This is a genomic window from Cryobacterium sp. Y82, from assembly GCF_002929495.1.
Lineage (GTDB): Bacteria > Actinomycetota > Actinomycetes > Actinomycetales > Microbacteriaceae > Cryobacterium > Cryobacterium serini.
In genome coordinates this window covers 12,728-36,475 of record NZ_PJJJ01000020.1, presented here as the reverse complement: position 1 = coordinate 36,475, position 23,748 = coordinate 12,728, and the positions used below count along the sequence as shown (strand labels likewise).

Annotated in this window: 28 protein-coding genes and 1 tRNA gene; 18 read left to right on the top strand and 11 right to left on the bottom strand. The window is 63.4% G+C overall.

Translation table 11 applies throughout. The annotated features are described in order from the left end of the window. The first annotated feature begins 90 nt into the window (after nt 1–90). The 3 genes from CXY70_RS01720 to CXY70_RS01710 are packed head-to-tail and all read left to right on the top strand — an operon-like array spanning nt 91 to nt 2,029. Nucleotides 91–966, top strand: coding sequence for a sensor histidine kinase (locus CXY70_RS01720; protein WP_104190671.1), 876 nt, complete (start codon nt 91–93; stop codon nt 964–966). Further along, nucleotides 963–1,727, top strand: coding sequence for an AzlC family ABC transporter permease (locus CXY70_RS01715; RefSeq protein ID WP_369851399.1), 765 nt, complete (start codon nt 963–965; stop codon nt 1,725–1,727). Before CXY70_RS01720 ends, CXY70_RS01715 begins: the two co-directional genes overlap by 4 nt. Beyond that, on the top strand, nt 1,724–2,029 hold the full coding sequence (locus CXY70_RS01710; protein WP_104190670.1) for an AzlD domain-containing protein: 306 nt from the start codon (nt 1,724–1,726) through the stop codon (nt 2,027–2,029). The genes CXY70_RS01715 and CXY70_RS01710 overlap by 4 nt, the downstream gene beginning before the upstream one ends. 15 nt (nt 2,030–2,044) lie before the next feature. On the opposite strand, the gene def is transcribed toward CXY70_RS01710, so the two are convergent. Continuing rightward, on the bottom strand, nt 2,045–2,617 hold the full coding sequence (gene def / locus CXY70_RS01705; protein ID WP_104190669.1) for a peptide deformylase: 573 nt from the start codon (nt 2,615–2,617) through the stop codon (nt 2,045–2,047). A gap of 40 nt (nt 2,618–2,657) precedes the next feature. On the opposite strand from def, the gene CXY70_RS01700 reads away from it, so the two are divergent. The 12 genes from CXY70_RS01700 (at nt 2,658) to CXY70_RS01645 (ending at nt 11,131) form a co-directional block, all read left to right on the top strand. After that, nucleotides 2,658–3,572 (top strand): DMT family transporter, encoded by a 915-nt coding sequence (locus tag CXY70_RS01700; RefSeq protein ID WP_104190668.1) that lies wholly within the window; start codon nt 2,658–2,660, stop codon nt 3,570–3,572. A gap of 155 nt (nt 3,573–3,727) precedes the next feature. After that, nucleotides 3,728–5,008 (top strand): glycosyltransferase, encoded by a 1,281-nt coding sequence (locus tag CXY70_RS01695; protein WP_369851395.1) that lies wholly within the window; start codon nt 3,728–3,730, stop codon nt 5,006–5,008. A 40-nt stretch (nt 5,009–5,048) separates the two neighbouring features. Then, nucleotides 5,049–5,122: transfer RNA gene (locus CXY70_RS01690), tRNA-Ile, on the top strand. 171 nt (nt 5,123–5,293) lie between these two features. After that, nucleotides 5,294–5,530 carry an AlpA family transcriptional regulator gene (locus tag CXY70_RS01685; protein WP_104190691.1) on the top strand — a complete coding sequence of 79 codons (237 nt, stop codon included), beginning with the start codon at nt 5,294–5,296 and terminating at the stop codon, nt 5,528–5,530. A 119-nt stretch (nt 5,531–5,649) separates the two neighbouring features. Further along, nucleotides 5,650–6,717, top strand: coding sequence for a site-specific integrase (locus tag CXY70_RS01680; protein WP_158250880.1), 1,068 nt, complete (start codon nt 5,650–5,652; stop codon nt 6,715–6,717). Nucleotides 6,718–7,370: 653 nt separating this feature from the next. Continuing rightward, complete coding sequence (locus tag CXY70_RS01675; protein ID WP_146066027.1) at nt 7,371–8,174, top strand: hypothetical protein; 804 nt, start codon at nt 7,371–7,373, stop codon at nt 8,172–8,174. Nucleotides 8,175–9,068: 894 nt separating this feature from the next. Continuing rightward, nucleotides 9,069–9,554, top strand: coding sequence for a sulfate permease (locus CXY70_RS18150; protein ID WP_233205676.1), 486 nt, complete (start codon nt 9,069–9,071; stop codon nt 9,552–9,554). 77 nt (nt 9,555–9,631) lie between these two features. Continuing rightward, on the top strand, nt 9,632–9,898 hold the full coding sequence (locus CXY70_RS01665; RefSeq protein ID WP_104190665.1) for a hypothetical protein: 267 nt from the start codon (nt 9,632–9,634) through the stop codon (nt 9,896–9,898). Nucleotides 9,899–9,906: 8 nt separating this feature from the next. Next, the gene (locus CXY70_RS01660) at nt 9,907–10,209 is read left to right on the top strand and encodes a hypothetical protein (protein ID WP_104190664.1); all 303 of its coding nucleotides are present in this window, start codon (nt 9,907–9,909) and stop codon (nt 10,207–10,209) included. Continuing rightward, entirely contained in the window at nt 10,210–10,584 is a 375-nt protein-coding gene (locus CXY70_RS01655; RefSeq protein WP_104190663.1) for a hypothetical protein, read from the top strand. Then, entirely contained in the window at nt 10,581–10,853 is a 273-nt protein-coding gene (locus CXY70_RS01650; RefSeq protein WP_146066026.1) for a hypothetical protein, read from the top strand. The genes CXY70_RS01655 and CXY70_RS01650 overlap by 4 nt, the downstream gene beginning before the upstream one ends. Continuing rightward, the gene (locus CXY70_RS01645; protein ID WP_146066025.1) at nt 10,850–11,131 is read left to right on the top strand and encodes a hypothetical protein; all 282 of its coding nucleotides are present in this window, start codon (nt 10,850–10,852) and stop codon (nt 11,129–11,131) included. The genes CXY70_RS01650 and CXY70_RS01645 overlap by 4 nt, the downstream gene beginning before the upstream one ends. A 475-nt stretch (nt 11,132–11,606) precedes the next feature. On the opposite strand, the gene CXY70_RS18145 is transcribed toward CXY70_RS01645, so the two are convergent. The 10 genes from CXY70_RS18145 to CXY70_RS01605 form a co-directional block, all read right to left on the bottom strand. Further along, entirely contained in the window at nt 11,607–11,792 is a 186-nt protein-coding gene (locus tag CXY70_RS18145) for a transposase (protein WP_369851387.1), read from the bottom strand. Then, nucleotides 11,789–11,899: an IS110 family transposase gene (locus tag CXY70_RS18140; RefSeq protein ID WP_233205681.1), complete on the bottom strand. Its 111-nt coding sequence runs from the start codon at nt 11,897–11,899 to the stop codon at nt 11,789–11,791. Before CXY70_RS18140 ends, CXY70_RS18145 begins: the two co-directional genes overlap by 4 nt. A gap of 226 nt (nt 11,900–12,125) precedes the next feature. Next, on the bottom strand, nt 12,126–12,470 hold the full coding sequence (locus tag CXY70_RS18135) for a transposase (RefSeq protein ID WP_233205675.1): 345 nt from the start codon (nt 12,468–12,470) through the stop codon (nt 12,126–12,128). Between the two features lie 316 nt (nt 12,471–12,786). Next, on the bottom strand, nt 12,787–15,621 hold the full coding sequence (locus CXY70_RS01635) for an FAD-binding and (Fe-S)-binding domain-containing protein (RefSeq protein ID WP_104190660.1): 2,835 nt from the start codon (nt 15,619–15,621) through the stop codon (nt 12,787–12,789). A 36-nt stretch (nt 15,622–15,657) separates the two neighbouring features. Further along, a complete protein-coding gene (locus tag CXY70_RS01630) occupies nt 15,658–16,899 on the bottom strand; it encodes an FAD-binding oxidoreductase (protein ID WP_104190659.1) in 1,242 nt (413 codons plus the stop codon). A 13-nt stretch (nt 16,900–16,912) separates the two neighbouring features. After that, nucleotides 16,913–17,569, bottom strand: a complete 657-nt coding sequence (locus CXY70_RS01625; RefSeq protein ID WP_104190658.1) for an amino acid ABC transporter permease — start codon at nt 17,567–17,569, stop codon at nt 16,913–16,915. Continuing rightward, complete coding sequence (locus tag CXY70_RS01620) at nt 17,566–18,198, bottom strand: amino acid ABC transporter permease (protein ID WP_233205674.1); 633 nt, start codon at nt 18,196–18,198, stop codon at nt 17,566–17,568. The genes CXY70_RS01625 and CXY70_RS01620 overlap by 4 nt, the downstream gene beginning before the upstream one ends. A 9-nt stretch (nt 18,199–18,207) precedes the next feature. Beyond that, the gene (locus CXY70_RS01615; RefSeq protein WP_104190656.1) at nt 18,208–18,981 is read right to left on the bottom strand and encodes an amino acid ABC transporter ATP-binding protein; all 774 of its coding nucleotides are present in this window, start codon (nt 18,979–18,981) and stop codon (nt 18,208–18,210) included. After that, on the bottom strand, nt 18,978–19,973 hold the full coding sequence (locus tag CXY70_RS01610; protein WP_104190655.1) for an ornithine cyclodeaminase family protein: 996 nt from the start codon (nt 19,971–19,973) through the stop codon (nt 18,978–18,980). Before CXY70_RS01610 ends, CXY70_RS01615 begins: the two co-directional genes overlap by 4 nt. A 56-nt stretch (nt 19,974–20,029) precedes the next feature. Further along, nucleotides 20,030–20,878, bottom strand: a complete 849-nt coding sequence (locus CXY70_RS01605) for an ABC transporter substrate-binding protein (protein ID WP_158250878.1) — start codon at nt 20,876–20,878, stop codon at nt 20,030–20,032. A 212-nt stretch (nt 20,879–21,090) separates the two neighbouring features. Between CXY70_RS01605 and CXY70_RS01600 the strand changes: the two genes are divergently transcribed. The 3 genes from CXY70_RS01600 to CXY70_RS01590 all read left to right on the top strand — a co-directional run bounded on the left by CXY70_RS01600 (nt 21,091) and on the right by CXY70_RS01590 (nt 23,718). Next, the gene (locus CXY70_RS01600) at nt 21,091–21,756 is read left to right on the top strand and encodes a GntR family transcriptional regulator (RefSeq protein WP_233205673.1); all 666 of its coding nucleotides are present in this window, start codon (nt 21,091–21,093) and stop codon (nt 21,754–21,756) included. Further along, a complete protein-coding gene (locus CXY70_RS01595; protein ID WP_104190653.1) occupies nt 21,753–22,532 on the top strand; it encodes a GntR family transcriptional regulator in 780 nt (259 codons plus the stop codon). Before CXY70_RS01600 ends, CXY70_RS01595 begins: the two co-directional genes overlap by 4 nt. A 229-nt stretch (nt 22,533–22,761) precedes the next feature. Continuing rightward, a complete protein-coding gene (locus CXY70_RS01590) occupies nt 22,762–23,718 on the top strand; it encodes a transporter substrate-binding domain-containing protein (RefSeq protein WP_104190652.1) in 957 nt (318 codons plus the stop codon). The last annotated feature ends 30 nt before the right edge of the window (nt 23,719–23,748 follow it).

Genomic DNA, 23,748 nt, shown 5'->3' with positions numbered 1-23,748 from the left:
TTTTTTGTCGGCACGTTTTGATTCGACAGAAGATTCTCTCCTGGTTCATAAAGTGCGCCATGGTTTCGACACAAGAAACGGCGGTCAGCAATGGATTTCTCGCAACTTCTGGTACCGGCACTCGGCGTACTCTCCGGAGCGCTGCTCGTGTTGTGGACCATCTCATTGCTGCGCTCACGTCGGGTCATCTTCGATCGCAATGCCGCTGAACGTGTGCGTATCGAACTGGAACTCTCCCTCGCCGAGCAACAGGGACGCCTGGCCATCATTCGGGAATTGCAGGATGGCGCAGTGCTCACCATCGCCCGCCTCGTCACGCGGGCCGAGGGCGCCCGCTACACGGCCGAGAGCGATCCCTCGACGGCCGTGCGTGCCGCCACAGCGCTCGTTGACGATGGCCGGGTGGCCCTCGCTGACATGCGCCGCGTGCTGACGATCGTGCGCGAAGGCGAAACCGTTGGAGCCTTGCAGCCAGGCCCGCAGTCAACGCGCGACCTGTTTCGCGTCATGCGCGACGCCGGGCTCGTGGTCAGCTTCATCGAATTGGGCGAACGATTCGCGCTCAAGGCGGGTGCCGAGCTGGCCATCTTCCGAATTCTGCAGAGCGCCCTGTCAAACGCGCTCAAGCACGGCGGCGTCGGTACCGAAGCGCGCGTATCGTTCACCTGGACCAGGGACGGCCTGCAGCTGCTCGTCGACGATGACGGTATCCGCGCGGCAGCCCGTCGGGACGGCAAGGAAGCCGGCGAACAAGCCGCACGCACCCCGTACACGATCGAGGACGACCTCAAGGCCCTCAGCGAGAGCATCGCCGGCCCCGGCATCACGCAGATGCGGGAGCGCGCGCAGCTCTTCGGCGGTATCTTCAACGCCGGAACGGTGCCCGGGCTGGGCTTCTCGGTGTCGGCCGTGTTCCCGTCCCTGCGCTTTCACAACGGCGTGCACGGCGTAGACCTCAGTCGGTGACTTCGGCATCGCTCGCAGTGCCAGCGACCCATCCCGACGACGAGGCGGTTCAGCAACGCCTGGCCATTCGTGAAGGTGCTGCCGTTGGGCTCGCCACCGCCGCCTACGGTGTGTCATTCGGGGCGCTGTCGGTCGCAGCGGGTTTAGATATCTGGCAAACCAGCTTCATCAGCATCGTCATGTTCTCCGGAGGCTCCCAATTCGCCCTCGTCGGTGTGCTCGCCGCTGGCGGCGTAGCTGCCGGCCCGGCGGCCATCGCCAGCGCGGCGCTGCTCGGCGTGCGCAACGGCATCTACGGCATGCGCACCGCACCGATTATCGGCCAAGGCGCCTGGAAGCGCCTGGCTGCGAGCTGGATCACCATTGACGAATCCACCGCGGTCGCCCTCGCCCAACCGACCCCACGCAGCCGACGCGTCGGATTCTGGGTTACCGGCCTGGCCGTCTTCATTGGCTGGAACATCACCACGTTAGTCGGAGCGGTAATCGGTGATGCCCTCGGCGACACTCGGGCGTATGGGCTCGATGCTGCCGCGGCAGCGGCCTTTGTAGGTCTACTCTGGCCTCGCCTCAAGCGGATGCAGGCAGTCGCGGTGGCCGTCGCGGCTGCGGTCGTCGCCGCGACGCTGACCCCCATACTCATGCCGGGACTGCCCGTGCTGGTTGCAGCCCTCGTCGCGGTGGTAGTCGGCCTGTTCAACTGGCTGGGCGGTTCGACCGATACGAGTGCGGCATCCGCTCGATCGGGGCTGGGCCCATGACCGTCTGGCAGATCATCATTTTGGCGTCGATCGCCGTACTCGCGCTTAAGCTGGCCGGCTACCTGGTGCCGCCAGCCCTGCTGCAGAGACCGACGCCCTCCCGCATCGCCGACCTTTTGACGGTGGCTTTGCTGGCGGCGCTCATTGCCGTGCAAACACTGGGCAGCGGGCAGGCACTCACCGTTGACGCGCGCATCCCGGCCGTTATCGTGGCAGCCGGGCTATTTGCGATCAAAACACCGTTCATTGTCGTGGTGCTGGTCGCGGCGCTGGTTGCCGCTGGCCTGCGCGCGCTTACCTAGACTCGCGCTGGGCTGTCAACCCTCGAGGTTGTCGACGCCGGGGGTCCAGCTCAGGCCGGGCACGCCCCAACTTTTCTTACGTTCGACTTTGGCGGCTACCTTCGCGTAGACGTGCTCGAGGCGATCAACATACAGGGTGCCGTCGAGGTGGTCGAACTCGTGCTGAAAGATACGGGCGAGCCAGCCGTCCGCTCGAATCTCAAATGGATGTTGTTCGGCGTCGACGGCGCGCAAAATGGCCGACTCTGCTCGCTTTAGCGGAAACCGCTCACCCGGAAATGACAGGCATCCTTCGTCTTCGTCGACATCTTCGTCGTCCACGGGCTCGGCCGACACCGGTGTGATCCAAAGTTCCGGGTTGATCGCGACGCCCCGCCATGACACGTCATCGTCGTCCTGGTAGCTGTAGGTGAAGATGCGCAGCCCGACTCCCACCTGCGTGGCGGCGAGCCCGACTCCCGGCGCAGCATCCATCGTCTCGAACATGTCTCGCACCAACTCGCGCAAATCATCGTCGAAATCGACGACGGGAGCGGCGGGGGAGTGGAGAACGGGGTCACCTGAAATTACTATCGCGCGTACGGCCATTTCTCCAGAATATCGTCAAGCTTGTCGATAGGGTCGTCGAGTGACCTCTGACCTAACCGATCTGGCAACTGAAATTGCCATTGATCCGCGGCAGGCCATCGGGATTCCGCTGGCCTTGGTCGGCGCCGTCTTTCTCTCCCTCGGTGCTCAATTTCAGCATCGCGGCGTGAATAAGGTCGAGGCGCTCACCGGAGCGGTCACCGGCGGGCTCAGTGTGCGCCAGCTGACCCGGCTGCTGGCCCGACCGTCCTGGGTATTTGGCTCGCTTATGCTCGGCTTGGCCGTTGTGTTCCAACTGACCAGCCTTGCCTTCGCGCCCATCATTGTCGTGCAGCCGCTCGGGGCCGTCGCCCTTGTCATCACCGCTGTTTTGAACGCCCGAGTCAGTAAGGTCAAGCTCAATCGTGCGAGCGTTATCGCCATCTCCATGTGCGTGGGCGGGGTAGGCCTGTTCGTGACCGTGGCCGCGTTCACCGCTGTCGACAAGCCGGTCACCGATCAAAACCTGGTGACAATTCTCATCGTTCTCGCGGTCGTGCTGCTGGCCTTTGCGCTTGCCTTCGGGTTTCTGCGCCGCCGGTCGCAGGCAATTTTCTACATTCTTGGTGCCGGCGTGCTCTACGGATTCGTCGCGACGTTGGCCAAGGTCGTCATCAATCGCACCCAGAACGCAAACTTCGAGTGGCTCACTCTAACGTGTGTGCTCGGTCTACTGCTCGCCGCTGTGCTGGGGGCGTACTTCGTGCAGAACGCCTACGCCTCGGGACCACCGGATCTCGTGATTGCCGGGCTCACCGTGGTTGACCCGCTCGTCGCTGTAGGCATTGGAATCGTCGTGCTGGGCGAAGCCAGCCAGGCACCGCCGGCAGCGGCGATCGCGTTCGTTGTGGCCGGGGCGATCGCCATTTGGGGCGTTTTCCTGCTCGCGCGCTACCATCCCCAACTCGACCGCTGACTCGCGAAAAATTTTGGGTCGCCACGGTGCGGGACACCGCGTTGTGGGCACGGTTTAGAATAGGGTTCGAGTGCAACGCGTCATTATCAGCATGTGCACCCAAGATTTCCTGCCGGGTGATGATCCCCGGCCCAACAACGTAGGGACTACTCCACTTGTCAGATTCGACCGACTCGCTGAGCAGCCCAATCCCGGGCAATGCGCCCGAGCGCGACGGGGGTGCGCCGGGCCAAAAGCCGCGGATTCGTGTTCTCATCGCCGCCGACACCTTTGCACCCGATGTGAACGGTGCTGCTCGCTTTGCCGAGCGACTGGCCTCAGGCCTGGTGGCACGCGGCCACGAGGTCCAGATCATGGCCCCGGCGCCGTCGCGCAAGCACGGCAGTGGCACCGAAATGCACGAGGGACAGCCGATGGTCGTGCATCGCCTACACAGCTGGCGCTGGTACCCGCACGACTGGTTACGCTTCGCCCTGCCCTGGCTGGTTCGCGGTGAAAGCCGGCGCATTCTCGACTCTTTTCATCCCGACGTCGTGCACTTTCAATCCCACATCAACGTTGGCCGCGGCGTATCGATCGAGGCGGCCAAGCGCAACATTCGTCTGGTCGGCACAAATCACTTTATGCCTGAGAACATGGTGAAGTTTTCCCTCGTGCCGGTCGGCCTACAGGATCGCGTCATTAAAGCGGCCTGGCGCGCTGCCCGGCGCACGTTCGGCCGTGCCGCAGCCGTCACCACCCCGACCAGACGTGCCGCACAGTTCCTGGAGAAATACACCGGTCTCACCGGTGTCCACGCGATCTCCTGCGGAATCGACGCTGACAACTACGCACCGAACTTCGAGCCGCGCACAGAGAACCGCATCCTCTTCGTCGGTCGAGTCACCGGAGAGAAGCAGATCGACGTGCTCCTGCAGGCGGCAGCGCTGCTGTCACCCGACCTCGACGCACGGATCGAGATAGTCGGTGGGGGCGACCAGAAACGCAACCTGGAGCACCTTGCCGACACCCTCGGCATCCGCTCGCGTGTCACGTTCACCGGTTATGTGACGGATGACGAGCTGCGCGCGGCCTACTCACGGGCTACGGTTTTCGCCATGCCGTCCATTGCCGAGCTGCAGAGTATCGCCACGATGGAGGCCATGGCGTCGGGATTGCCGATTGTGGCCGCCGATGCCATGGCACTTCCACACCTCGTGCATGACCAGGCCAACGGGTACCTGTTCAAGCCGAGCGACGCGCAGAATCTGGCGGACAAACTGACCGTGGTACTGACGGCTACCCCCGAACGCCTGGAGGCACTTAAGCGGGAGTCACTCAAGCTCATCGCCGCGCACGATATCAAGCGCACTTTAAATACGTTCGAATGCCTGTATCGTGGGGAGCCGGTGAGCGATCTGGTCACCAACGGGGCCTCCTCGCAGACGCCGGAATAGTCACGTAATTGTGGGTGCGACCGTTCGGTCGTTCCCTTTTGGGGCGGTAGCTCAGCTGGTTAGAGCAGCGGACTCATAATCCGTCGGTCCCGGGTTCAAGTCCCGGCCGCCCTACTGTAAATTTGATCTGATCAGGGTTTCTTGTCTTCACCGAAAGGGCAAGACTTGACGCACTATCCGTTTATTAACCGTTTATTCAAAAATTTCCGCCTTCTCCGGGTGTTCGTAGAGAAGGTGCGCGACCCAGTTCGAGTCATCTGGAGTGACCTCGATTACCTATGGGTTATGGACAGCGAACGACACTTCGGGCTCGGCCTTGAGCCCGTTTTAACGACAAGCGAGCTCGCCGAATATCTTGGCGTGCAAGCACAGGCGATCTACGACCTGCGTGCCGGCGGCCGTGGCCCCTCCGGCATCAGAGTAGGCCGAGAGATCCGCTACCGCGTTTCCGACGTGGTGCGATGGCTCGACGGGCTCCACGAGCCAGAGACCCCGGTCATCGACCACGAGGCCAAACGCTGATGGCCGGGCGACCCCGACTGCCAGTCAGCACGTTCGGTGCCATCACGACTCAACAGGTCGGTCCAGGGATCTTCCGGGCGATTACTCGCTTCCGGGACTGGGATGGTCAAACGCGGAGAGTGACGGCGACCGGACCGAGTCGTAACGCTGCGCAGGCATCGCTCAAGGCAGAACTAGCGGCCCGCCTGAGAGCCGGCGGCAGCGGCGACTCACTCACCGCGAGCTCACCGTTTCTGCTGCTCGCGGAGGCATGGCTGGAGGATGTGATGCTCGATGTCGACCGCGCTCAAGGAACGAAAGATACGTACCAGCGCCAGGTGCGCGTGCTGGTCTTGCCCTACTTCGAGAACTTCACGATTCGCGAGGTGACCGTCGGTCGTATCGAGCTCTTCCTCAGGCAGCAGCGCGCGCAGTCGTTTACGCGAGCGAAGCACTCTCGAACAATCCTCGGCATGATCCTGGCGTTCGCAACGCGGCGGGAGATCATTCCGCGAAATCCTATGAAGGAAACGTCGCGCATGAAGAGGCCCTCGCACACGCCGAAGGCGCTCACGAGCGATCAGATCGCAGCCATCCGGCTCGCCGCCCGAGAGTGGCGCACTGAAGCGGGCAGGATGGGGCCGCAGTCAGACGGCCAGGCGCGAGACATCATCGAGGTGATGCTCGGCACGGCGACGCGCATTGGCGAAGTGCTGGCGCTCCGGCAGTGCGACATCGACCTGGATGCCAACCCGCCACAGGTGAACATCAGCGGCACCCTCGTCGTGCACAACAAAGCCGGCGTTCACCGGCAGGAGCACCCCAAGACCCATGAGTCGAACCGGGTCATTGGCATTCCGCCGTTCGCGGCCGACGTGATTCGCCAGCGCTTGGCACTGCTCGACCCGGAGGATGCGGAGCATCTGCTGTTCTACTCCCGGGTGGGCACTCCGCTCACCCCGTACAACGTTCGGCGCACGTTCAGGGGGATACTGCGGAATGCCGGGCTCGAGGGGATGGACATCACTCCGCACTCCTTCCGACGCACCGGGGCGACTCTGCTTGCCAACGAGCTCGGAATGCAGGCGGCCGCCGACATGCTCGGACACACGTCAACGTCGACGACGAAGGCGCACTACGCCGAGCCGGACCGTACCGTGAAGTCGGAGCCGGCGGAGGTGATGCAGCGGCTGGCGCCACCGACGTGAGGAAAAAGTGCAACGGTTTAGGCCGGTGCTTTTGCTTCAGGACAGGCCAACGAAGCATCATGAGACTATGCAAACCATTCATCGAACGGTGTTTCTGGCTCTTTTCTGTGCAGCCTCGCTCTTCCTAACCGGATGTGCCGGTGCCGCCGAGCCAAGACCGGTTTTATCAACGCCGTCTGACACCAGAACCGATGTTCCAACGACGCCGACGACTCCCATACCGGAGGCTGAAGAACCCACCGCGGAGCCGGACCCTATTGCCGTAACGTTCGTAACCAAGTATGAGTTTCTAGGGGAAGGATCGGCCAACATCGTTTACGTTCGCGATGGGTCCCAGATCATCCAAGAAGTCGTCACTCTGCCCTACGAAGTTGTTTTGAATAGCGGGCCAAGTGCGATATCTGGAAATCCCTATCTCTCAGGAGGCGCGTCCTACACCCAAGACGGCGACATCGTGGGTTGCCGTTTAACTCGAAACAACGTAGTGATAGATGAGGTGCTTCCGATGGCCGGGTCGATTAGCGCTACGTGTGATTCCCTCTGATGTCAGCCGATGCGACGGACGAACTACCGCTGAGCAGCGTCCTCGCGTTCGTCGAATCCGAATGGGCGGGATAGTCTCATCTCTGAACTATCAGTGGGGGAATGCGCGCGTGGAGTTTATTGTCAACGGGTCTCGGCGTGACCTAACTGCGCTCGAAGTAAGCGCTCGCCTCCGCGGACACACACCGGATCGCATCTTCGAGTACTCGGTTGATATCGATGGACAGACCTGGCCCGTCAAACAGGCGTTTGGCATTGCGGTTGGCTTGCCTCACAGCGATTTCACTTCTCAAGTCGCGCGGCGTCAACTGCGAAGACTGGGTTACCGGACCGATTCCGTGCAATCCGCTTCTGCCATCCTGCCCATATCGTCCGCTGGCGGCTCACGCACTTTCGATGCCAGTCTGCTAGGTGAAGCTGGTTCGGTCTCGGCCACGACGAGCTTCACGTGGCTTTACGCTGGCGGGGTTATCCTGGACGGTGAGGGCTGGCCAGTCTTTCCACCTCTTCCTCAGGAGCCGGGGCTTTACCGCTTCACGTTTTTGCCGCTCGATTCGAGTGGGCGCGGCACTGTCTACATCGGTGAGTCCGTTAGTCTCGCCCGGCGGAGTAGAGATTACCGAAACGCGAAGTCGGATCGTTCAAGTCAACGTACGAGTCGCCGCATTCACAAGGAATTGGTCCGTCATCTTTCTGTTGGAGGCGAAGTTCATTTTTCGATTGCCACGGATGTCATCCTCGGCATTGACGGAGATCCGGTCGACTTGAGGTGGAAGTCTGCCAGGCGACTTGCGGAAAACGCGGCAGTGCTCCTCGCTCAACTTGACGGTGAGGAAAACGTACTGAATGTCGACGCTGATGTTGCGTCAGCACAACTCGTGGCAAGCGACGACGTCAAGCAAACGGACAAGTGAACTGTTCTGACTCGAGTCGGGTGAATGAGGTCGCGATTATCGGCACACGGCGACCTGGGAATTCAAAACAGGGCGTGCAACGTCGCTCTAGGGCCATTCTTCTCGGCTCGACGTCATGACACAACATTGCCAGATCGACACTGGCTTCGACGTGCGATCGGATGCTGGCGGACGTGACCCCGACCAACACAGCCCAACGTTGCGGCGTGATCACCAGCTCCTATGGAGCAAGCAACTGCCTGGCGGCGCCTTGTTTACTTTGGACATGTCCACTGCGGGCTCCTACCTGCGCCATAGTCCCGGCGTCTAAGAATTCTTTCTGGCGAGCGACACGATTATTCACACGTTCGCATCTTGGATTCGGTTGGCGGAAATTATCGATCAGGTGGAGGAGGAGGACCGGGCGGCTTTCATAGAATCGGGCGCACGATCGGCGGCACGATATTACTTACGGGTAATCGGCTAGGGGGAAAGCTGACGATCAACGGTCCGCGCGGTGTGCATCCGCGGATTCGCGACCGATTTGATTTGACCCTTGAATGCATCCGCCGCTGTTACCACGGCGAACTCAGCCAGCTCATTGAAGCACTCGCACGATACGCGGACTTCACTCTCTACAGAGATGCTCGACCGTCGAATTCTTCACTACGTTCGACAACTTCTCAACGCCAACTCTCCCTGGGAATTTCAAGGCCTATGAGCAGTATCGCTCCAATCGCGTTGCCTTCGTCCGCGCCGGAAACGCTCGAATCCCTGACACATGCCTGTGAGGAGGATCGGCGTGCGGCCCTGTAAGCAAAATGGCGAGTAGCCCTTGAAGGTAGCGCTAGTCCAGGCACCCGGTAGCAGGATTCCGGGAACACGGTAGCGCTGACGCTGATGAACTGCTCTGCTGTGGAACGACAACGCGCAAGGCGTTGTCGTTCCATTGTTAAGTATGACTTCCAGTCCCTTCAGGTTCTTGTTGCCGAACATCTGAAAGGCCTCAACATGTTCGAGTTCATTCTGGCCGCCACCGCCCGCAGCAGCTACTTCTTACTGCGCCGGTTCATGCCGACCGCCATCGTGATCGACGCAATCAATACGCGGCGTGGGCTGAAGTGGGGTGTGCCGGCGATGCTGCTCGCCGTTCCGTATGCGATTGCTGCGGTGTATTGCCGAGGGCAGATCGAAGCCGGTGGCCCTGGTTGGTTAAACCTGCTCGTGCTGCTGTTTCTCTGGAACACACTCAAGTTTGTTTTGGTTGGGCCCATCAGCCTGCTGAAGTTGATCGCGGTGCGCGTTCGTGAAGGCGTCAGTCGTCGACGAATGACGCGGGTGCTGCGCGCTGATGGCGTCGAGCGCTTGGACGAGCCCGTACTCGTATCGACGCGCCACTGACGGTACGTTTCGGCTGGGGTACCTCCCTGGTAGCGGCATGATTAGCTCACACACGTCCGCGCACAGGAGGCTTCACTATGACGATCCCGCAGGAGCAGTTCGACGACCTACTTAACCGCACCGCGCGCGCTGCGCTGTTCTACTATCCGGAGGTCGCCGTCGACGACGACGGCGGCAACCTGCAGAATGACATCGCGTACTGCTTGGAGGCCGTCGCCGGGATCGGAGACGAGGATGCCGAGCGGCTCCGTGTCGTGGTCGGGCGTGTGATCACGAATCCGACGGCGCATCGCTCTGACCTGCTTGCTTTGGTCATCGAGCTGGCCCCGCCGCCGGCCGCGTAGCCACGATCATGAACGACCCATCTGAGGAAGCCGCCGCGGCGCGGAAGACGCTGGCGGAGCATCCGTCTGGTGATGACGCGGCGGAGAAGCGGCGCCAGTATGTGGCGGCGAACCGCGACCGGATCCGCGAGCTGAACCGTCTCTGGCGTGCAGAGCACCTCGACCGGACCCGGGAGCTCAATCGGGATTCGATGCGTCGCGCCGCGGCCAGCCGGCATCGCGAGGCGGAGGTGCGTGCGCGGGGGAGGGAGCGTGCGAAGCGCTGGCGAGTGGAGCATCCGGAGCGCAGGCGTGAGTATCAGCAGCGGTGAGTGGCGGAGAATCGCGAGAAGGTTCGCGAGTACTACAACCGCTACTACGAGGCGCATCGCGACGAGGTGAACGCCCGGGCGGCAGCCAGACGGGACGCGGACCCCGAGCGCACGAAGCAGATCACCCGGCAGTGGGCCGAGCGCAACAAGGAGCGCCGTGCCGAGCTGCAGCGCAACCGGCGCAGCGATCCGGAGATCTATAAGTCCGAGCTGGAGGCCAACGCGGCGGCGAGACGGCTGAAGCGCAGCCTGAGTCGGACAGGTCTTCCGCCCAAGCGGATTTATGTGGCGACTGCGGCTGAGCGCCGGGCCAATGAGCGGGAGGCCGACGCCTATTTCAACGACCCCTCGCGGCCGGAGCATCTGCGGCAGTGACTGTGTTCGCCGAGTCGCTGACCGAGCACATGCTCAAGAATGGCTCCCGCATGCGCGAGTTCGCCGAGGCGTACGTCTCGTCACGGGCGCGCATCGGGCTTCCGCCGGTGTCGGCGGATGACATCGTCTATGCCCGAGCTGTCGAGATCGTCGCAGAGCGGATGCGCCGGGTCGACCTGCTAACGGGCCGCGAGGTCGCCGCGGCCTGCGAAGCACGAAAGCCGAGGTTCAGCGGGTGGGCCGCCAACAGCAGTTCGATCAACTTGTGAAGGCTATCGTGGTGCATTTTCACCAAGACAGTGGGCGATTGGACGCCGAGGCAGAGGTAGAGAACCGGGCGCGGGCACATCGTGGGATGCCGCGAGTGCCGGCCAAGTCGTTGGTGGTGCAGCTTGCGCTGCAGGACGTCATCGAGCGCGTGCCCACGAGCAGGTTGACCAAAGCGGATGCTCGGACCGCCCTCCGCATCGCGGGCCTGCACATCGCGAGTTCGCTCGAATCTCGCGACGTGGTCGACAAATCGTTGTATCGACGGGCGCTCTCGTAGTCGATAGCGACCAAAGAACCGAGCAAACCGGGCTCTTCCATCTGCCGCTGCTGTTATAGGCAGGAACCATGCCGGGCGTCTGATTGAGCTCGTGAGGCGTCCATGCCCTCCGGGTTCGAATGTACCGACCTCTGATGCGTTTCCCCTCGCGTTCATGGCGCTCACTGGGCCGTGAACAGCTGATGTGTAGTTGTTTTGTCAAGTGAGCAGGGTGAAGCGGCGCTCGGGATGATCGTTCCCGGGCGCCGCTTCTGCTGGTTGTTGGGCGGTGAGGTGTCGAACGTGTCGTATCAATGTTCACGGTCAGGCTGATACAAGCGGGTTGGTTTACCGCAGGGCGAAGTGTTCGAGTTGGAGCGGTGCCGCAGGTCTAGAAATCGGGCGTAGCACCGTGTTGCGAGTGCTGCTCATAGCTGTATAGCGGGTCACTCCACGTGTTCGCCGACATCTCACGCCGGACAACCAGCGGTCTGGGTTAGTCGTCCATCACGGCCAGGGACCAGCACCAGCCGGCGAGTTCGCGGGTGATGGCGGTATTGGCCACGACGGGGCGTTTCCGGCGGGCGGTGAACGCGATCCACTGGTCATGAGGGCGTGTGTTGCCGGCTTGTCCGCGCAGCCGTGCGTCCATCGGGGCGCGGTCCCAGCGTTGCTGCATCACCGGTGCTGCCAGGCGGCCTCGACCAGAAGACGACGGACGTGACTGTTGCCCGTTTTAGTGATGCCGCCTTGAACGCGGGATTGCCCGGATGAGTATCCGGACGGCACCAGACCGACGAACGATCCGATGGTTTTTCCGGTGAAACGATGCCAATCGCCAATCGCCAATCTCCACCGCCAACGCCAACCTGGTCAGCGCGGACACCCCGCGCAGGCAGCCGAGTCTGTTGACCATCGGGGTGAAGTCGGAGTGAGCGGCCAGGTCTTCAATGACGTTGTCGAGCCGGTCCCTGCGTTCGACGGTCTGGGTGACGGCCGCGTAGTCGGCATCAAATCAAGGGGTGAACGCCGTGTCCCCAGAAGTTTGGTGGTCCCGCAGCCACCGGTCGTGTTTACCTGTCCAGGCTTCTCCGCAGTCATAGACATGCCCGTGGCACAGCAATAGTTTTGACAGCTGGTGTCGGTTGCTCATAAATACTTGGCGGGTGTCCTCTCCGGCGCGGACCACATCGCGGACAGTCTCGGCCTGTGCCGATGGAACCGTCACCACCACAATCTGGCCTAACCGCAGCAGTTTGGCGAGGTATTCCGCGTCTCTGGCATCGGTCTTCACCCGGTCACCGGCGGGGCGTTGCAGCTTTGACGGTGCCGCAACTTGGCACTCGATTCCGGCGGACATGAGATGTCGGTAGAGACTGAACCCGGTCGGGCCAGGCTCATACGTCACCAAATGCGGGCCCGGTAGCGACGCCACCCACGCGACAATGTCGGGCGTGCTGGCCGACAATTTCGATGCAGAACCTCGCCGGTGTCAGCATCGATAAGGCAGCCCTGGGGCGTGCGAGTGCACACATCCAGGCCAACAAAACTACGATGTAAAATCAACTGGGGCCTCCCAATTTCGACTGTGGATAGGCCAACCTTGAGGGGCTGGTAACCCACGCCTACTCGAACAGAGGCCCCAGCCTCAAGAGGTCAGGCCGTATTCATATCGTCTAGTCCCGTTTGGCGTCCAGACGCGTGTCGAGCAGCTGGGCGAGATGAACGCCGTGGCGGTCGCTCAGATCTTCGAGCTGGGTTCGGCAGGAGAAGCCGTCAGCCAGCACGATCGCATCGGCAGCTGCAGCCCTCACGGCTGGCAGCAGCTGCTGCTCAGCAACGGCGACAGAGATGTCGTAGTGCCCGCGTTCCACGCCGAAGTTTCCGGCGAGGCCGCAACATCCGCCCAGCTGTTGCACGTCGGCGCCGGCCGCCTTCAGCAGGGCCGCATCGGGGCTCCACCCCATTACCGCGTGGTGGTGGCAGTGCGGCTGCGCGACAACGGTCGTTCCCGCCAGGGAGGGCGGGGTGTAATTCGGCTGGGTGGCCAGGAGCTCGGCCAGCGTATGCACGGCGCGCGCGACCGGGCGGGCTCGCGCTTCGCCGAGAAGTTCGAGGGCGTCCGAACGCAATACTCCCGTGCAGGAGGGCTCGAGGCCGACGATCGGGATGCCTGCCGCCGCCGTCTCGGTCAGGGTGTCCACGGTCTTTCCCAGAATCCGGCGGGCACCGTCGAGCTGCCCGGTGGAAATCCACGTCAAGCCGCAGCAGAGCGGCTGTTGGGGAACACGCACGTCGAATCCCGCCGATTCGAGCACCCTCACGGCAGATTTCCCCACCTCGGGGTTGAACGAGTTCGTGAAGGAGTCGACCCACAGCAGCACCGGTGATGTACCGGGGCGTGGCGGCCTCGTCGATCGGGCGGCGAACCAATTATGGAAGGTCTGCTCGGTGAAGCGGGGAATGCTGCGGCGGTGGTCCACCCCGGCCAGTCGCAGGGCGAGACGGTCGATGCCCGGCAACGTCACCAGGCGGTTCAGTAGCCGGGGTGCCACTGCGGCGAGCCGGGCCCATCGCGGCAGCCAGCCAAGCGAGTAGTGGGTGAGCGGCCGTAGGCGTCTCTTGAAGCTCTGGTGCAGCACCTCGGCCTTGTACGCGGCCATGTCCACGCCGGTGGGGCAGTCCGAGGCGCAGCCCTTGCACGACAGGCACAGGTCGAGCGCGTCGTGCACCTCGGGTGATCGCCAGTTCGTGCCGCCCTGATTGATCATCTCCTGCAGCACCCGGGCGCGGCCACGGGTTGAGTCCTTTTCGTCCCGGGTAGCCAAGTACGACGGGCACATCACGCTGTTCCCGGTGTTCTCCGCGCGGCAGAGGCCCACACCGGTGCAGCGGTGCACGGCCTGGCTGAAATCCCCGCCGTCGTGGGCGTAGCTCAGTGCCAGTCCTGATTTCAGGGGGGAAGCCTGGGCCACGCGGATGTCGGCGTCCAGCGGTCGAGGTTCAACCACGATGCCGGGGTTGAGGATGTTGTCCGGGTCCAGCAGTCCCTTGACCTTGCCGAACAGGGTGATGGCGTCGGGGGAATACATAGCCGGCAGCAGTTCGCTGCGCGCCCGGCCGTCGCCGTGCTCGCCCGAGAGCGACCCCCCGAAAGACGCCACGAGCCTCGCGGCCTCGGTCACGAAGGCGCGGAACACCGCGGTACCGTCGGCCCGAACGAAGGGAATGTCGAGACGCACGTGCACGCATCCGTCGCCGAAGTGGCCATAGGGGAAACCGGTCAGCCCGTGCGTGATTAGCAGCAGGTCGAAGGCTCGCAGATAATCCCCGAGGCGGTCGGGCGGCACAGCCGCGTCTTCCCACCCGGAGTGCGCCGGTGCGCCGGCGGGCGATCGCCCGGAGAGGCCGGCGCCGTCTTCACGGATCTTCCAGAGCGCGCTCGCCTCACGGGCGTCCGTCACGATCCGGGTGCGACCCGCGGATGCCAGACGGCTGAGTTTCTCGGCCCGGCTCGCGACCTCGGCGGCGTCGCTTCCGGACACCTCCACGAACAGCCACGCGTTGCCGGCGGGCAGGTCCGGCACCGCGGCGGGCCCCCGGCGGGCGCGAACCACGTCGACGATCCGGGAATCGAGTCCCTCGCAGGCCGTGGGGGTGAGCGGAAGAATCTGCATGACTGCGTCACCGGCCGAGCCGATATCGGCGAACCCGAGCACGACCAAGAGCTTGTGTGGGGCGTCGACGACGAGGCTCACCCCTGCCTCCAGCACCACCGCGAGGGTGCCTTCGCTGCCCACGAGGGCGCGCCGGAGGTCGAAATCGTTCTCCGGCAGCAGATGTTCGAGGGCGTACCCTGACATCTGGCGGCCGAAACTTCCGAGCTCGGTGCGAATCGTCGCGAGCTCCGAGCGCACGAGGGCCCGGAGCGCCTCGGTCAGCGGGGTTTCCGGGGGAGCGCCGGCGCCGAGAAGCAGTCGCTGGCCGCCGCCCGTGACGACGTCCAGGTGGGTCACATTGTCGGCCGTGCGCCCGTAGGCGAGAGTGCGCGACCCGCAGGCGTTGTTGCCGATCATTCCGCCGATGGTGCAGCGGGTGTGGGTCGACGGATCGGGGCCGAAGCGAAGGCCGTTCGCCATGGCAGCCTTCTGCAGGGTGGCGTGCACGGTTCCTGGCTGCACGACGGCGGTCTTGCCCTCGACGTCGAGGCTGAGCACCCGGTTCATGTGGCGGCTGAAGTCCAGGATCACCCCGGTGCCGATCGCGTTGCCGGCCACGGATGTGCCGGCGCCGCGGCTGGTCAGTGCGATCCCTCGGCTGCGGCACACCGCGAGCGTCGCGAGAACCTCGTCTGCGTCGTGCGGGAAGACCACTAGTGACGGCACCACGCGGTAGAGGGAGGCGTCACTCGAATACGCGGCGCGGGTGGTGGCATCCGCGCGCAGGTCCTGCACGCCTTCGGTGTGCAGGGCGGAAGCGAGTGAGCGGGGGAGGGCTACGTCAACGGGCATGAATAGTGGGTCTCTCGTGAGGCATCGGGGAGGACATTATCGCCTCGTGGGATCGAAGTGCGTGAGCTCGTCGGGTGCGCTTCCCGTCATGATCTGCTGCGCGAGCAGACGCCCGCTCACCGGTCCGAGCACGACGCCCCACATGCCGTGCCCCCCGGATGCGAAAACGCGGCTGGAATGGGTGCGACCGATCAAGGGAAGCCCGTCCGGTGTCACCGGTCGTGCGCCCACCCACACGTCCCGCATGCTGGACCAGTCGACACCGGTCATGAGCGGATGCACCGCATTGCGCACCGAGTTCGCCCGCCGGGAGTTGAGGGGAGTGTCGGGGTGTTGAAACTCCATTGTGCCGGCGATGCGCAGCGCGCCCCGGTAGGGCGTGCCCACCACGCGCTGGGTCGGAAAATAGAGTGCCCCGGTCGGTTGGCGGGCCGTGTCCACGGTGAACGAATACCCCCGCCCCGACTGCACACCCACCTTGACGCCGAGGCGGCGCGACAGGCGGGGCAACCACGCGCCCGTGGCGAGAGCAACGGCATCCGCTCTCATGGTTTCTCCGGCAGCCGTCAGCACCGATGCGGAAACCGCATCGTCCTGAACGTCTGTCACGGCACAGTTCTCGACGATCTGTCCGCCGCGGTCCCGAACGGACTGAGCGAGGGCCAGCACGAATGCGCCCGGGTCGATGTAGCTCTGGCCGTCGACGCGCACGGCGTGCATGATGGCGGGGGCGAAGAGCGCTGTGTCGTTCGGGTCGCTGGTCGTTGTGAAAGACAGGTCCTGGCCGAGGTGCCGGAGGTGTGCCAGCTCGGTCGTGTAGGCCTGCGCCGCCGACGCACTGGTGAATCCGAGGTTGATCGGGGCCGGCGTCAGCGTGGCATGCACACCCGCGGCGATCAGCTCCGCAAAGCCCTGTTCCGCGAGGTGGGTGAGGGGCTGCAGGGCAGTCAGCGTCTTCAGCCACCGCGCGGCCGTCATGTTGTGGCTGAATCTCAACAGAAACCGGAGAAGCTTCGGGTCCAGCCGTGCGGGGATGGATAGGGGTGCGTCGCGGTCGACCAGGCCCTTGAGCGCGTGGCGCCAGGCACCGGGCTCGGCGAGCGGGGTGACGAGGCCCGGGGAGACCCAGCCCGCGTTTCCCCAGCTCGCCCCCTGCCCGACGATTCCCCGATCGAGCACGGTCACCCGGGCGCCCTGCTCCTGCAGATGCCACGCGAGTGACAGGCCGATGATGCCGGCGCCGACGACGAGGATGGACTCTGGTGCAGAGGTGGTCATGCGTGCGTCCTGTCTAGAGGTGCTTGCTCATGGATTTTTCCAGCCACACGGACAACCAGGTGGCCGGGATCGAGATGGCCGCGTAGAGCAGGCCCGCGGCGATGAAGACCGTGAGGTACTTGAAGGTGGAGGAACCGGTGGAATAGGCCTGGCTCATCAACTCGGGTACCGCCACGGAGTACGCCAGCGACGTCGTCTGGAACAGCAGAACGGCGAAGCCCATCAGGGACGGTAGTGCGATGCGCATTCCTTGCGGGATGATAACGAAACGCATCGTGTCCGCGCGGCTCATGCCGAGCGCCTCCGACCCTTCTATTTCGCCTTCAGGCACGGCCTGCAGACCGCCGCGGATGAGTTCCCCGGAGTAGGCCGCGGTGGTCCAGGTGAGCGCGAGGCATGCCGAAGCGAGGGAGCTCAGGGTGATGTTCGCATTCGGCAGGCCGTAGTACATCAGCTGAAGCAGCACTAGGGCGGGGGCACCGCGGCCCACTTCCACGAAGAAGACCGACACGAAGCGCAAGATCTTGTTCTTCGCCGTGACCCCGAAGGCGAAGATCAGGCCGATCGGCAGCCCGAACAAGAGGCTGGCTCCGGTGAGCAAAAGGCTGATGCGGAGGCCGCCCACCAAAGCGGGAGCGAAGGTGGCGAAATCTTCGAAGAACGTATTCATCGCGTCACCGTTTTTCTCATGCGGATGTCAATCTTGCGTGACAGCATTCCCAACGGAACGCTCAGCACGATGTACACGGCGGCGGCGACGAAATACACCGTGATGCTGCCGCCGGATTGCCGGGCGTAGTGATTGGACATGAACACGATTTCGGCCACGCCGATGGTGGACGCGATCGAGGAGTCCTTGAGGAGGCCGATGGCGAAGGTCGTGTACGCGGGAATCGCTGCCCGCCAGGCCTGCGGAGCGATGATGCGCGCCCAGATGGTGGCGCGGTCAAGACCCAGCGCCGAGCTGGCCTCCCACTGTCCGGCATGCACGGCGGTGAGGGCGCCGCGATAGATCTCCGCGAGGTAAGCCGCGGCCACCAGGCCCAGGCCCAGCACTCCGGCCTGCAGGGAGGTCAGTCGAATGACTCCGACGGAGATTCCGTAGTACAGGATGAAGAGCCAGACCACCGGCGGTATGCCCCGCAGGAGGTCGACGAGGCCACGGCAGAGCAGCCACACGAATCGGTTGTGGCTTCGGAGCCCGGCTACGAGCGGCAAGGCTAGAACGGAACCGATCAGGAGGGCGAGCACCGTCACGAGGATGGTCATCGGCAGGCCGATCAGAATGGCCAGCAACATGTCCATGATTCACCGGTCCAGAACGGCCCGCAGGAACCGACGGGTGCGTTCGTGCTGCGGGTCCTGCAGAATCTGTCGCGGGGGGCCGCTCTCGATGATGCCGCCGTCGGCCATCACGACCAGTTCGTCGGCCACGTTGGCCGCAAAGGCCATTTCGTGCGTAACGACGATCATGGTCATCCCTTCGGCGGCGAGTTCCTTCATGACCTCGAGCACCTCCACGCCCACCTCGGGGTCGAGCGACGACGTGGGCTCATCGAAAAGCATCACCCGCGGGTCGAGCGCCAGCGCCCGGGCGATAGCGATGCGTTGCTGCTGTCCGCCTGAACACCGCGAGGGGTACTGGTCGGCCTTGTCGGCCAGGCCCATACGGGTGAGGAGCTCCATGGATTTAGCGTTGGCCTCGGCCCGGCTCTTCTTCAGCACGCGCTCCTGGGGCAGGCTGACGTTGCGCAGCACGGTGAGATGGGGAAACAGGTTGAAATGCTGGAACACCATGCCGGCGCTGCGTCGGAGCGCGGCGAGATCCTTGGGGTTCACCCGCTCCCCGGCCGTAAGACGGTGTCCGTCGATCACTATTTCGCCGCTGTCGGGCTGTTCGAGAAGGTTGAGGCAGCGCAGCAGGGTGCTCTTGCCGGCGCCGCTGGGGCCGATCATCGCTGTCACGGTTCCGGCTGGGATGGACAGGCAGACATCGCGAAGCACGACGGTGTCACTGTAGGCCTTGGCCAGGTGGCGCACCTCGACGACTGGCTTCGTCACAGTGACCGGCTGCAGGGTCATGCGGAAACCTGCGGGCTCAAGGTGGCCGGGGCATCCGTCGTGAGGGCGGTGTAGATGGCCGTGGCGATCGCGAGGTCTTCCCACGGCATGCCCGTGGTCTTGAACACGGCTGGTCGGCTGTGATCGATGGTGACGCGACCTTGCACGAGGTCCGCCACGGTGACCAATTCCGTCGGTGTCGCGATGGCTCCGGAGGCGAGGGCCATCACGACGTCGCCGGCTTCGCGCAGGGCACTGTCGAGGGATTCGACGCAGACCGTGGCGCGCTTCATCAGGGCGTCATCGAGTTCTCGTTCCCCCGGAACGTGCGATCCCATGGCCACGACCACGGCCGAGTCGGCCACCAGCCCGCCGTCGAAGAGCGGTTCGGCAGCACTGGTGCTGCACACGATCAGGTCGGCGTGACGAACGGCATCGAAGCCGGCCGTGCAGGCCTCGATGCCCTGCGATCGGGCTCGCTCGGCCAGCGCTTCCGCGCGTTCCCCCGACCGCCCGATGATCTCCACGGAGGTGACTTCGAAAACGGCGGTGAAGGCGCGGATATGTTCCCAGGCTTGCATCCCCGTGCCGAAGACGACGAGGCGTTTCGGTCCGGGGATGGCGAGCTGCAGGGCTCCGAAAGCCGATACCGCCGCGGTGCGCATTCCGGTCAGGGTCGTGCCGTCCATGACGGCCAGCGGGCGCTGGTCGCCGCCGCCGAAGAGCACATAGAGCCCCTGGATGACGGGGCTTCCCACGTCGGCGTTGCCCGGCGTGATCGTGAGGAGTTTGCTTCCCACGTAATCGCCCAGGGTGGACGGCATCTGCATCAGCAGCCCCGAGGTGGTGTCCACGCGCGATCGCGGTGAATCCTGCTCGGGGTCGAAGCCGGAAAGCAGGACCGCTTCGAGCGTGTTGACGGCCTGGGTGGTGGACATTGATTCATCAATGGTCGGTCCATCGACGAACAGAGGCCCTGCGCTGATCGTGGGGAGGGTACTGGTGGCACTCATGGAGTGGCCGGCCTTTCGCTGGGGAAGAATGCGCGGGTTGACGGGAGCCGGTTCGACTACTGCACGAGGCGCGGTTCACCGGTTTCGCCGGAGGTTGCCGGAAGCCCGTTGGCCACGAGGATGCTTTCGATGGAACCATCGGTCTGCATGGCGCCGATGGCCGTGTTGAGGGCATCCGTCAGCTCGGTATTGCTCTTGGTGTGCGGGAAGCCGATCTGCGCTGGTTCCTGCGACGCGATGACGCGGCTGTCAGCGGCGACCGCTTGGACGGTTGCGTCGGCTGCACCGTCGTACATGAGGGCTGCGGAGCCGTATCCGTCGAGACCCACCTGAATTCGACCGGCCTCATAGTCGGCCTTCATCTCGACCGCGCTCGGGTAGATCGTGAGGTTGTCACCCATGACTGTCTTCATGTTAGGCACCCAGAGGTAGCCGTCGACGGTGCCGACCTTGAGGGCTTCCATAGCGCTGACATCCACAACGCCATCGGCGCTGATGGACGCCATCTGGTCGGTGTAAATGGGATCGGACAGGCCCACGATCTCTTCGCGGGCGGCCGTGCGGTAGTAACAACCGATGGCCACGTCGGCGCGGTCGCTCTGCACGGCGGGGATGGTGCCGGCGTAGGAGGTGCTCTGCGTGGTGACAGTAAGGCAGTTGCGTTCTGCGAAGCTGTTGAGAATCTCGGCGTCCACACCGCTCATCACACCGTCGCTCGCCGAGGAGAACGGGGGGAACTCGGGAACCGACACGGTGAGGGTTCCCTCCGTCAGGGTGGAGAACACGGACTCCGGAGTGCATCCATCTGCGCCTGCTCCCTGACCGGAATCTGATGAGCACCCCGCCAGGGCTGCGGCGAGGAATGCGACTGAGGCTGCAGATGCGAATACTTTGTTCAGCTTCACGAGAGGTCTCCTAGAAAACACTGGTTGAGGACGATGCCGGGATATAATGTGTTATATACAACTGCTTGTAGATCACTAATCTGCACTGCTCGTAATGTATTTGTCAAGAAGAGCCGCAAGAATTATCCGGCCCGAAACACGACAGGTGCTCGGACTTCACGCCCGATGCCGGTGACGTGACTTATCCTGATTGACCAGTCCCAAGGAGACTCATGCGCGAATCATCGCCCCTCGTCGGGGGCTTGTCCGGTGTCAAGCTCGTTCGGGGAACACTCAAGGACGAGGCCATCTCGATCGTGCGCCGTGCGCTGATGGCGGGTGAAATGGAGCCCGGCAAGATCTACTCCGCCAATTCGCTCGCGGTTCAGCTCGGTGTGTCGAACAGCCCGGTGCGTGAGGCGATGATGGCTCTGAGCGCCAAAGGTCTGCTGGAGGTCGTGCCCAATCGCGGGTTTCGCGTTGTCGAGATGACGGTGCAGGATCAGCTCGAGGTCTATGACCTCCGGCTGCTCATTGAGGTGCGGTCGATTGGCCGTCTTGCGGAGTTGTCGTTTGCGGAGCCGGATGCCAGGCGGCTGCGCGATTTAGCGCAGGCGACGGTCACCAAGGCCGATCCGCACAACATGCTCGAGTTCCTCGAATCCGACCAGCACTTCCACCTCAGCCTCATCGAGATGCTGCACAACAGTCGGTTGCTGGCCATCATCGAGAATCTGCGAGACCAAAGCCGCATTAATGACACCTACCGGCTGTTGGAGCACGGCAGGCTTCAGCACAGTGCGGCCGAACACGGGTCGATACTGGAAGCCATTCTTGCCAGCGATCGCCTTCGTGCCGAAAGGCTGATGACCGAACACCTCGACTACTCGAAGCCGTGACAGTCGACGACGCCCCGCCGGTCTTCGCTCCGCGGACGCCGCCGGAATCCCTCGCTAGCCAGGTCTTCCAGCTGCTGCGGTCGGCGATCCACACCGGAGCCCTCGATCCCGGCACGATCTACTCGATTGCCCAGGTCGCCGAGCAGCTGGAGGTGTCGCGCAGTCCGGTGCGTGAGGCGCTTCTGCGCATGGCCGAGACCGGCATCGTGCGCATTGTGCGCAATCGCGGCTTCGTCGTGGTGCGGCCCCACCCCCGGGAGATCGCCGAGATCTTCGCCGTGCGGCTGGCGCTCGAAGTCGCCGCGGTCGAGCGGGTGTCCCGGGTGGCGAACCCGGAGCTCGGCGCCCGCCTGCGGTTGGCCATTTCAGAGTCGCACGGGGCTGCGACGCGTGGCGACGAGGAAGAGTTCTTTCGCCACGACTTCCTGATGCACGACGGAATCCTCGCCGCAGCGGGCAATGACCGGGCGCGGCGTATTGTGGCGGAGCTGCGCGAAACGATCCGGATACTCGGCCCGTACACGGCGGGTCAGACCCGCTCGCTGGCCGACATCGAGCGGGAGCACGAGCCCATTGTGGCCGCGATCGAGGCTGGTCAGACGCTGCCGGCGCAGGAGGCGATGCGCGCGCACCTCACGCATACCGCTCTGCTGCTGATCCAACAGGCGTGCGCCGTGCACGGGGCTGGGGAATCGGGCATTGGCGAGGGCGATGTCGCCGCGGCCCGCGCGATCTGGGCCGACGTCCTGGGCTGGGGAATTGGTCTCATTTCCTAGGGCCAGAATCTGGACTGCCTGAGGCAGTTTCGCTTCTTCCGGATTGCGTACTCAATGTGTCTGCTGTGTAACAACTGTGTGTAGAGACTTGACACTTTCCTGAACACCCTCCACAGTCGTAATTAACAATCGATTATATATAACGCACCACCATCGAACTCGATTGCGTCGTTTCTGATGTGCGGTTGCCTCGCCGGGGCTGTCCGTGATTGACACTGGAGGGTTTGTCATGATCCATGTACTTTTTTCCGCTTCGAGACGCAAAATAGGCCGTCCCGCCCTTGCGTGCACGGTTGCCGCACTCGCACTTGTTCTCGTGGGGTGCGCAAGCACTCCGCCCGCGTCAGCTCCTGTCGCGAGTGGAGCAGGCACGAGTGAACGAGCCGATTTCGCGGAGTTCGGCGATGTAGCGGAATTCGCAGCAGCAGTTGATCTCCTCCCGGCGAGTGTCATCGACGGCGGCAAGCTGACCGTTGTCATGAACGTTTCGTCGGCACCGACGAAGTTCTATGCCGAGGACAACTCGACGATCGTCGGCCTGAACGCAGATATCTCGCGCTTGATCGGCAAGACTCTTGGTCTCGACGTCGAAATCAACGACGTGCAGTTCGACGGAATCATTCCCGCACTCGAGGGAGAACGATATCAACTGGCCGTCTCCAGTATGGCGACGTCGCCGGAGCGCATCAGCGTGCTCGACATGATCGACTACGCGAGCTGGGGGAGTGCGCTTGCCGCCGCGTCTGGCAATCCCGATGAACTTACTCTGGACAATCTCTGCGGTCAGAACATCGCAGTGCAAATGGGGTCCTACCAGGAGTCGACGACCATCCCGACGCTCTCCAAGGCTGCCTGCGAAGATCTGGGCAAGCCCGCAATCAACATGGTGATTCTCCCGAGTCAGCAGGATGCGCTTATCCAGCTCACCGCGGGACGAGTGGTCGGCGTCATTGCCGATGGTCCGGTGCTCAGCTACGCGACCGTGCAGCAGCCCGATCGATTCGAGGTGATCGCCGAAATTAATCCAAGCACGGTTTCTCTGGCTACGAAGAAGAACAGCGAGCTGACTGCCGCTGTGCAGTCAGCCATGCAGCACGTGCTGACTCTTCCCGAGTACACGGAGGCTTTGAGCAAGTGGGGAATCGATACAGCCGCGATCTCAGAAGCAACGCTTCATGTCGAGTAATCAGGGCCGGGTGTACTTCGAAAATTCCCT

Bases quoted from the DNA above. Each gene is read 5' to 3' on its own strand.
- CXY70_RS01665 (WP_104190665.1), top strand. From the start codon at position 9,632: ATGACGATCCCGCAGGAGCAGTTCGACGACCTACTTAACCGCACCGCG.
- CXY70_RS01620 (WP_233205674.1), bottom strand. From the start codon at position 18,198: ATGTTGCTGGCCATTCTGATCGGCCTGCCGATGACCATCCTCGTGACG.
- CXY70_RS01710 (WP_104190670.1), top strand. From the start codon at position 1,724: ATGACCGTCTGGCAGATCATCATTTTGGCGTCGATCGCCGTACTCGCG.
- CXY70_RS01610 (WP_104190655.1), bottom strand. From the start codon at position 19,973: ATGAGTGCCACCAGTACCCTCCCCACGATCAGCGCAGGGCCTCTGTTC.
- CXY70_RS18135 (WP_233205675.1), bottom strand. From the start codon at position 12,470: ATGTCCGCCGGAATCGAGTGCCAAGTTGCGGCACCGTCAAAGCTGCAA.
- CXY70_RS01720 (WP_104190671.1), top strand. From the start codon at position 91: ATGGATTTCTCGCAACTTCTGGTACCGGCACTCGGCGTACTCTCCGGA.
- CXY70_RS01660 (WP_104190664.1), top strand. From the start codon at position 9,907: ATGAACGACCCATCTGAGGAAGCCGCCGCGGCGCGGAAGACGCTGGCG.
- CXY70_RS01615 (WP_104190656.1), bottom strand. From the start codon at position 18,981: ATGACCCTGCAGCCGGTCACTGTGACGAAGCCAGTCGTCGAGGTGCGC.
- CXY70_RS01630 (WP_104190659.1), bottom strand. From the start codon at position 16,899: ATGACCACCTCTGCACCAGAGTCCATCCTCGTCGTCGGCGCCGGCATC.
- CXY70_RS01600 (WP_233205673.1), top strand. From the start codon at position 21,091: ATGCGCGAATCATCGCCCCTCGTCGGGGGCTTGTCCGGTGTCAAGCTC.
- def (WP_104190669.1), bottom strand. From the start codon at position 2,617: ATGGCCGTACGCGCGATAGTAATTTCAGGTGACCCCGTTCTCCACTCC.
- CXY70_RS01625 (WP_104190658.1), bottom strand. From the start codon at position 17,569: ATGAATACGTTCTTCGAAGATTTCGCCACCTTCGCTCCCGCTTTGGTG.
- CXY70_RS01635 (WP_104190660.1), bottom strand. From the start codon at position 15,621: ATGCCCGTTGACGTAGCCCTCCCCCGCTCACTCGCTTCCGCCCTGCAC.
- CXY70_RS01685 (WP_104190691.1), top strand. From the start codon at position 5,294: ATGGACAGCGAACGACACTTCGGGCTCGGCCTTGAGCCCGTTTTAACG.
- CXY70_RS01590 (WP_104190652.1), top strand. From the start codon at position 22,762: ATGATCCATGTACTTTTTTCCGCTTCGAGACGCAAAATAGGCCGTCCC.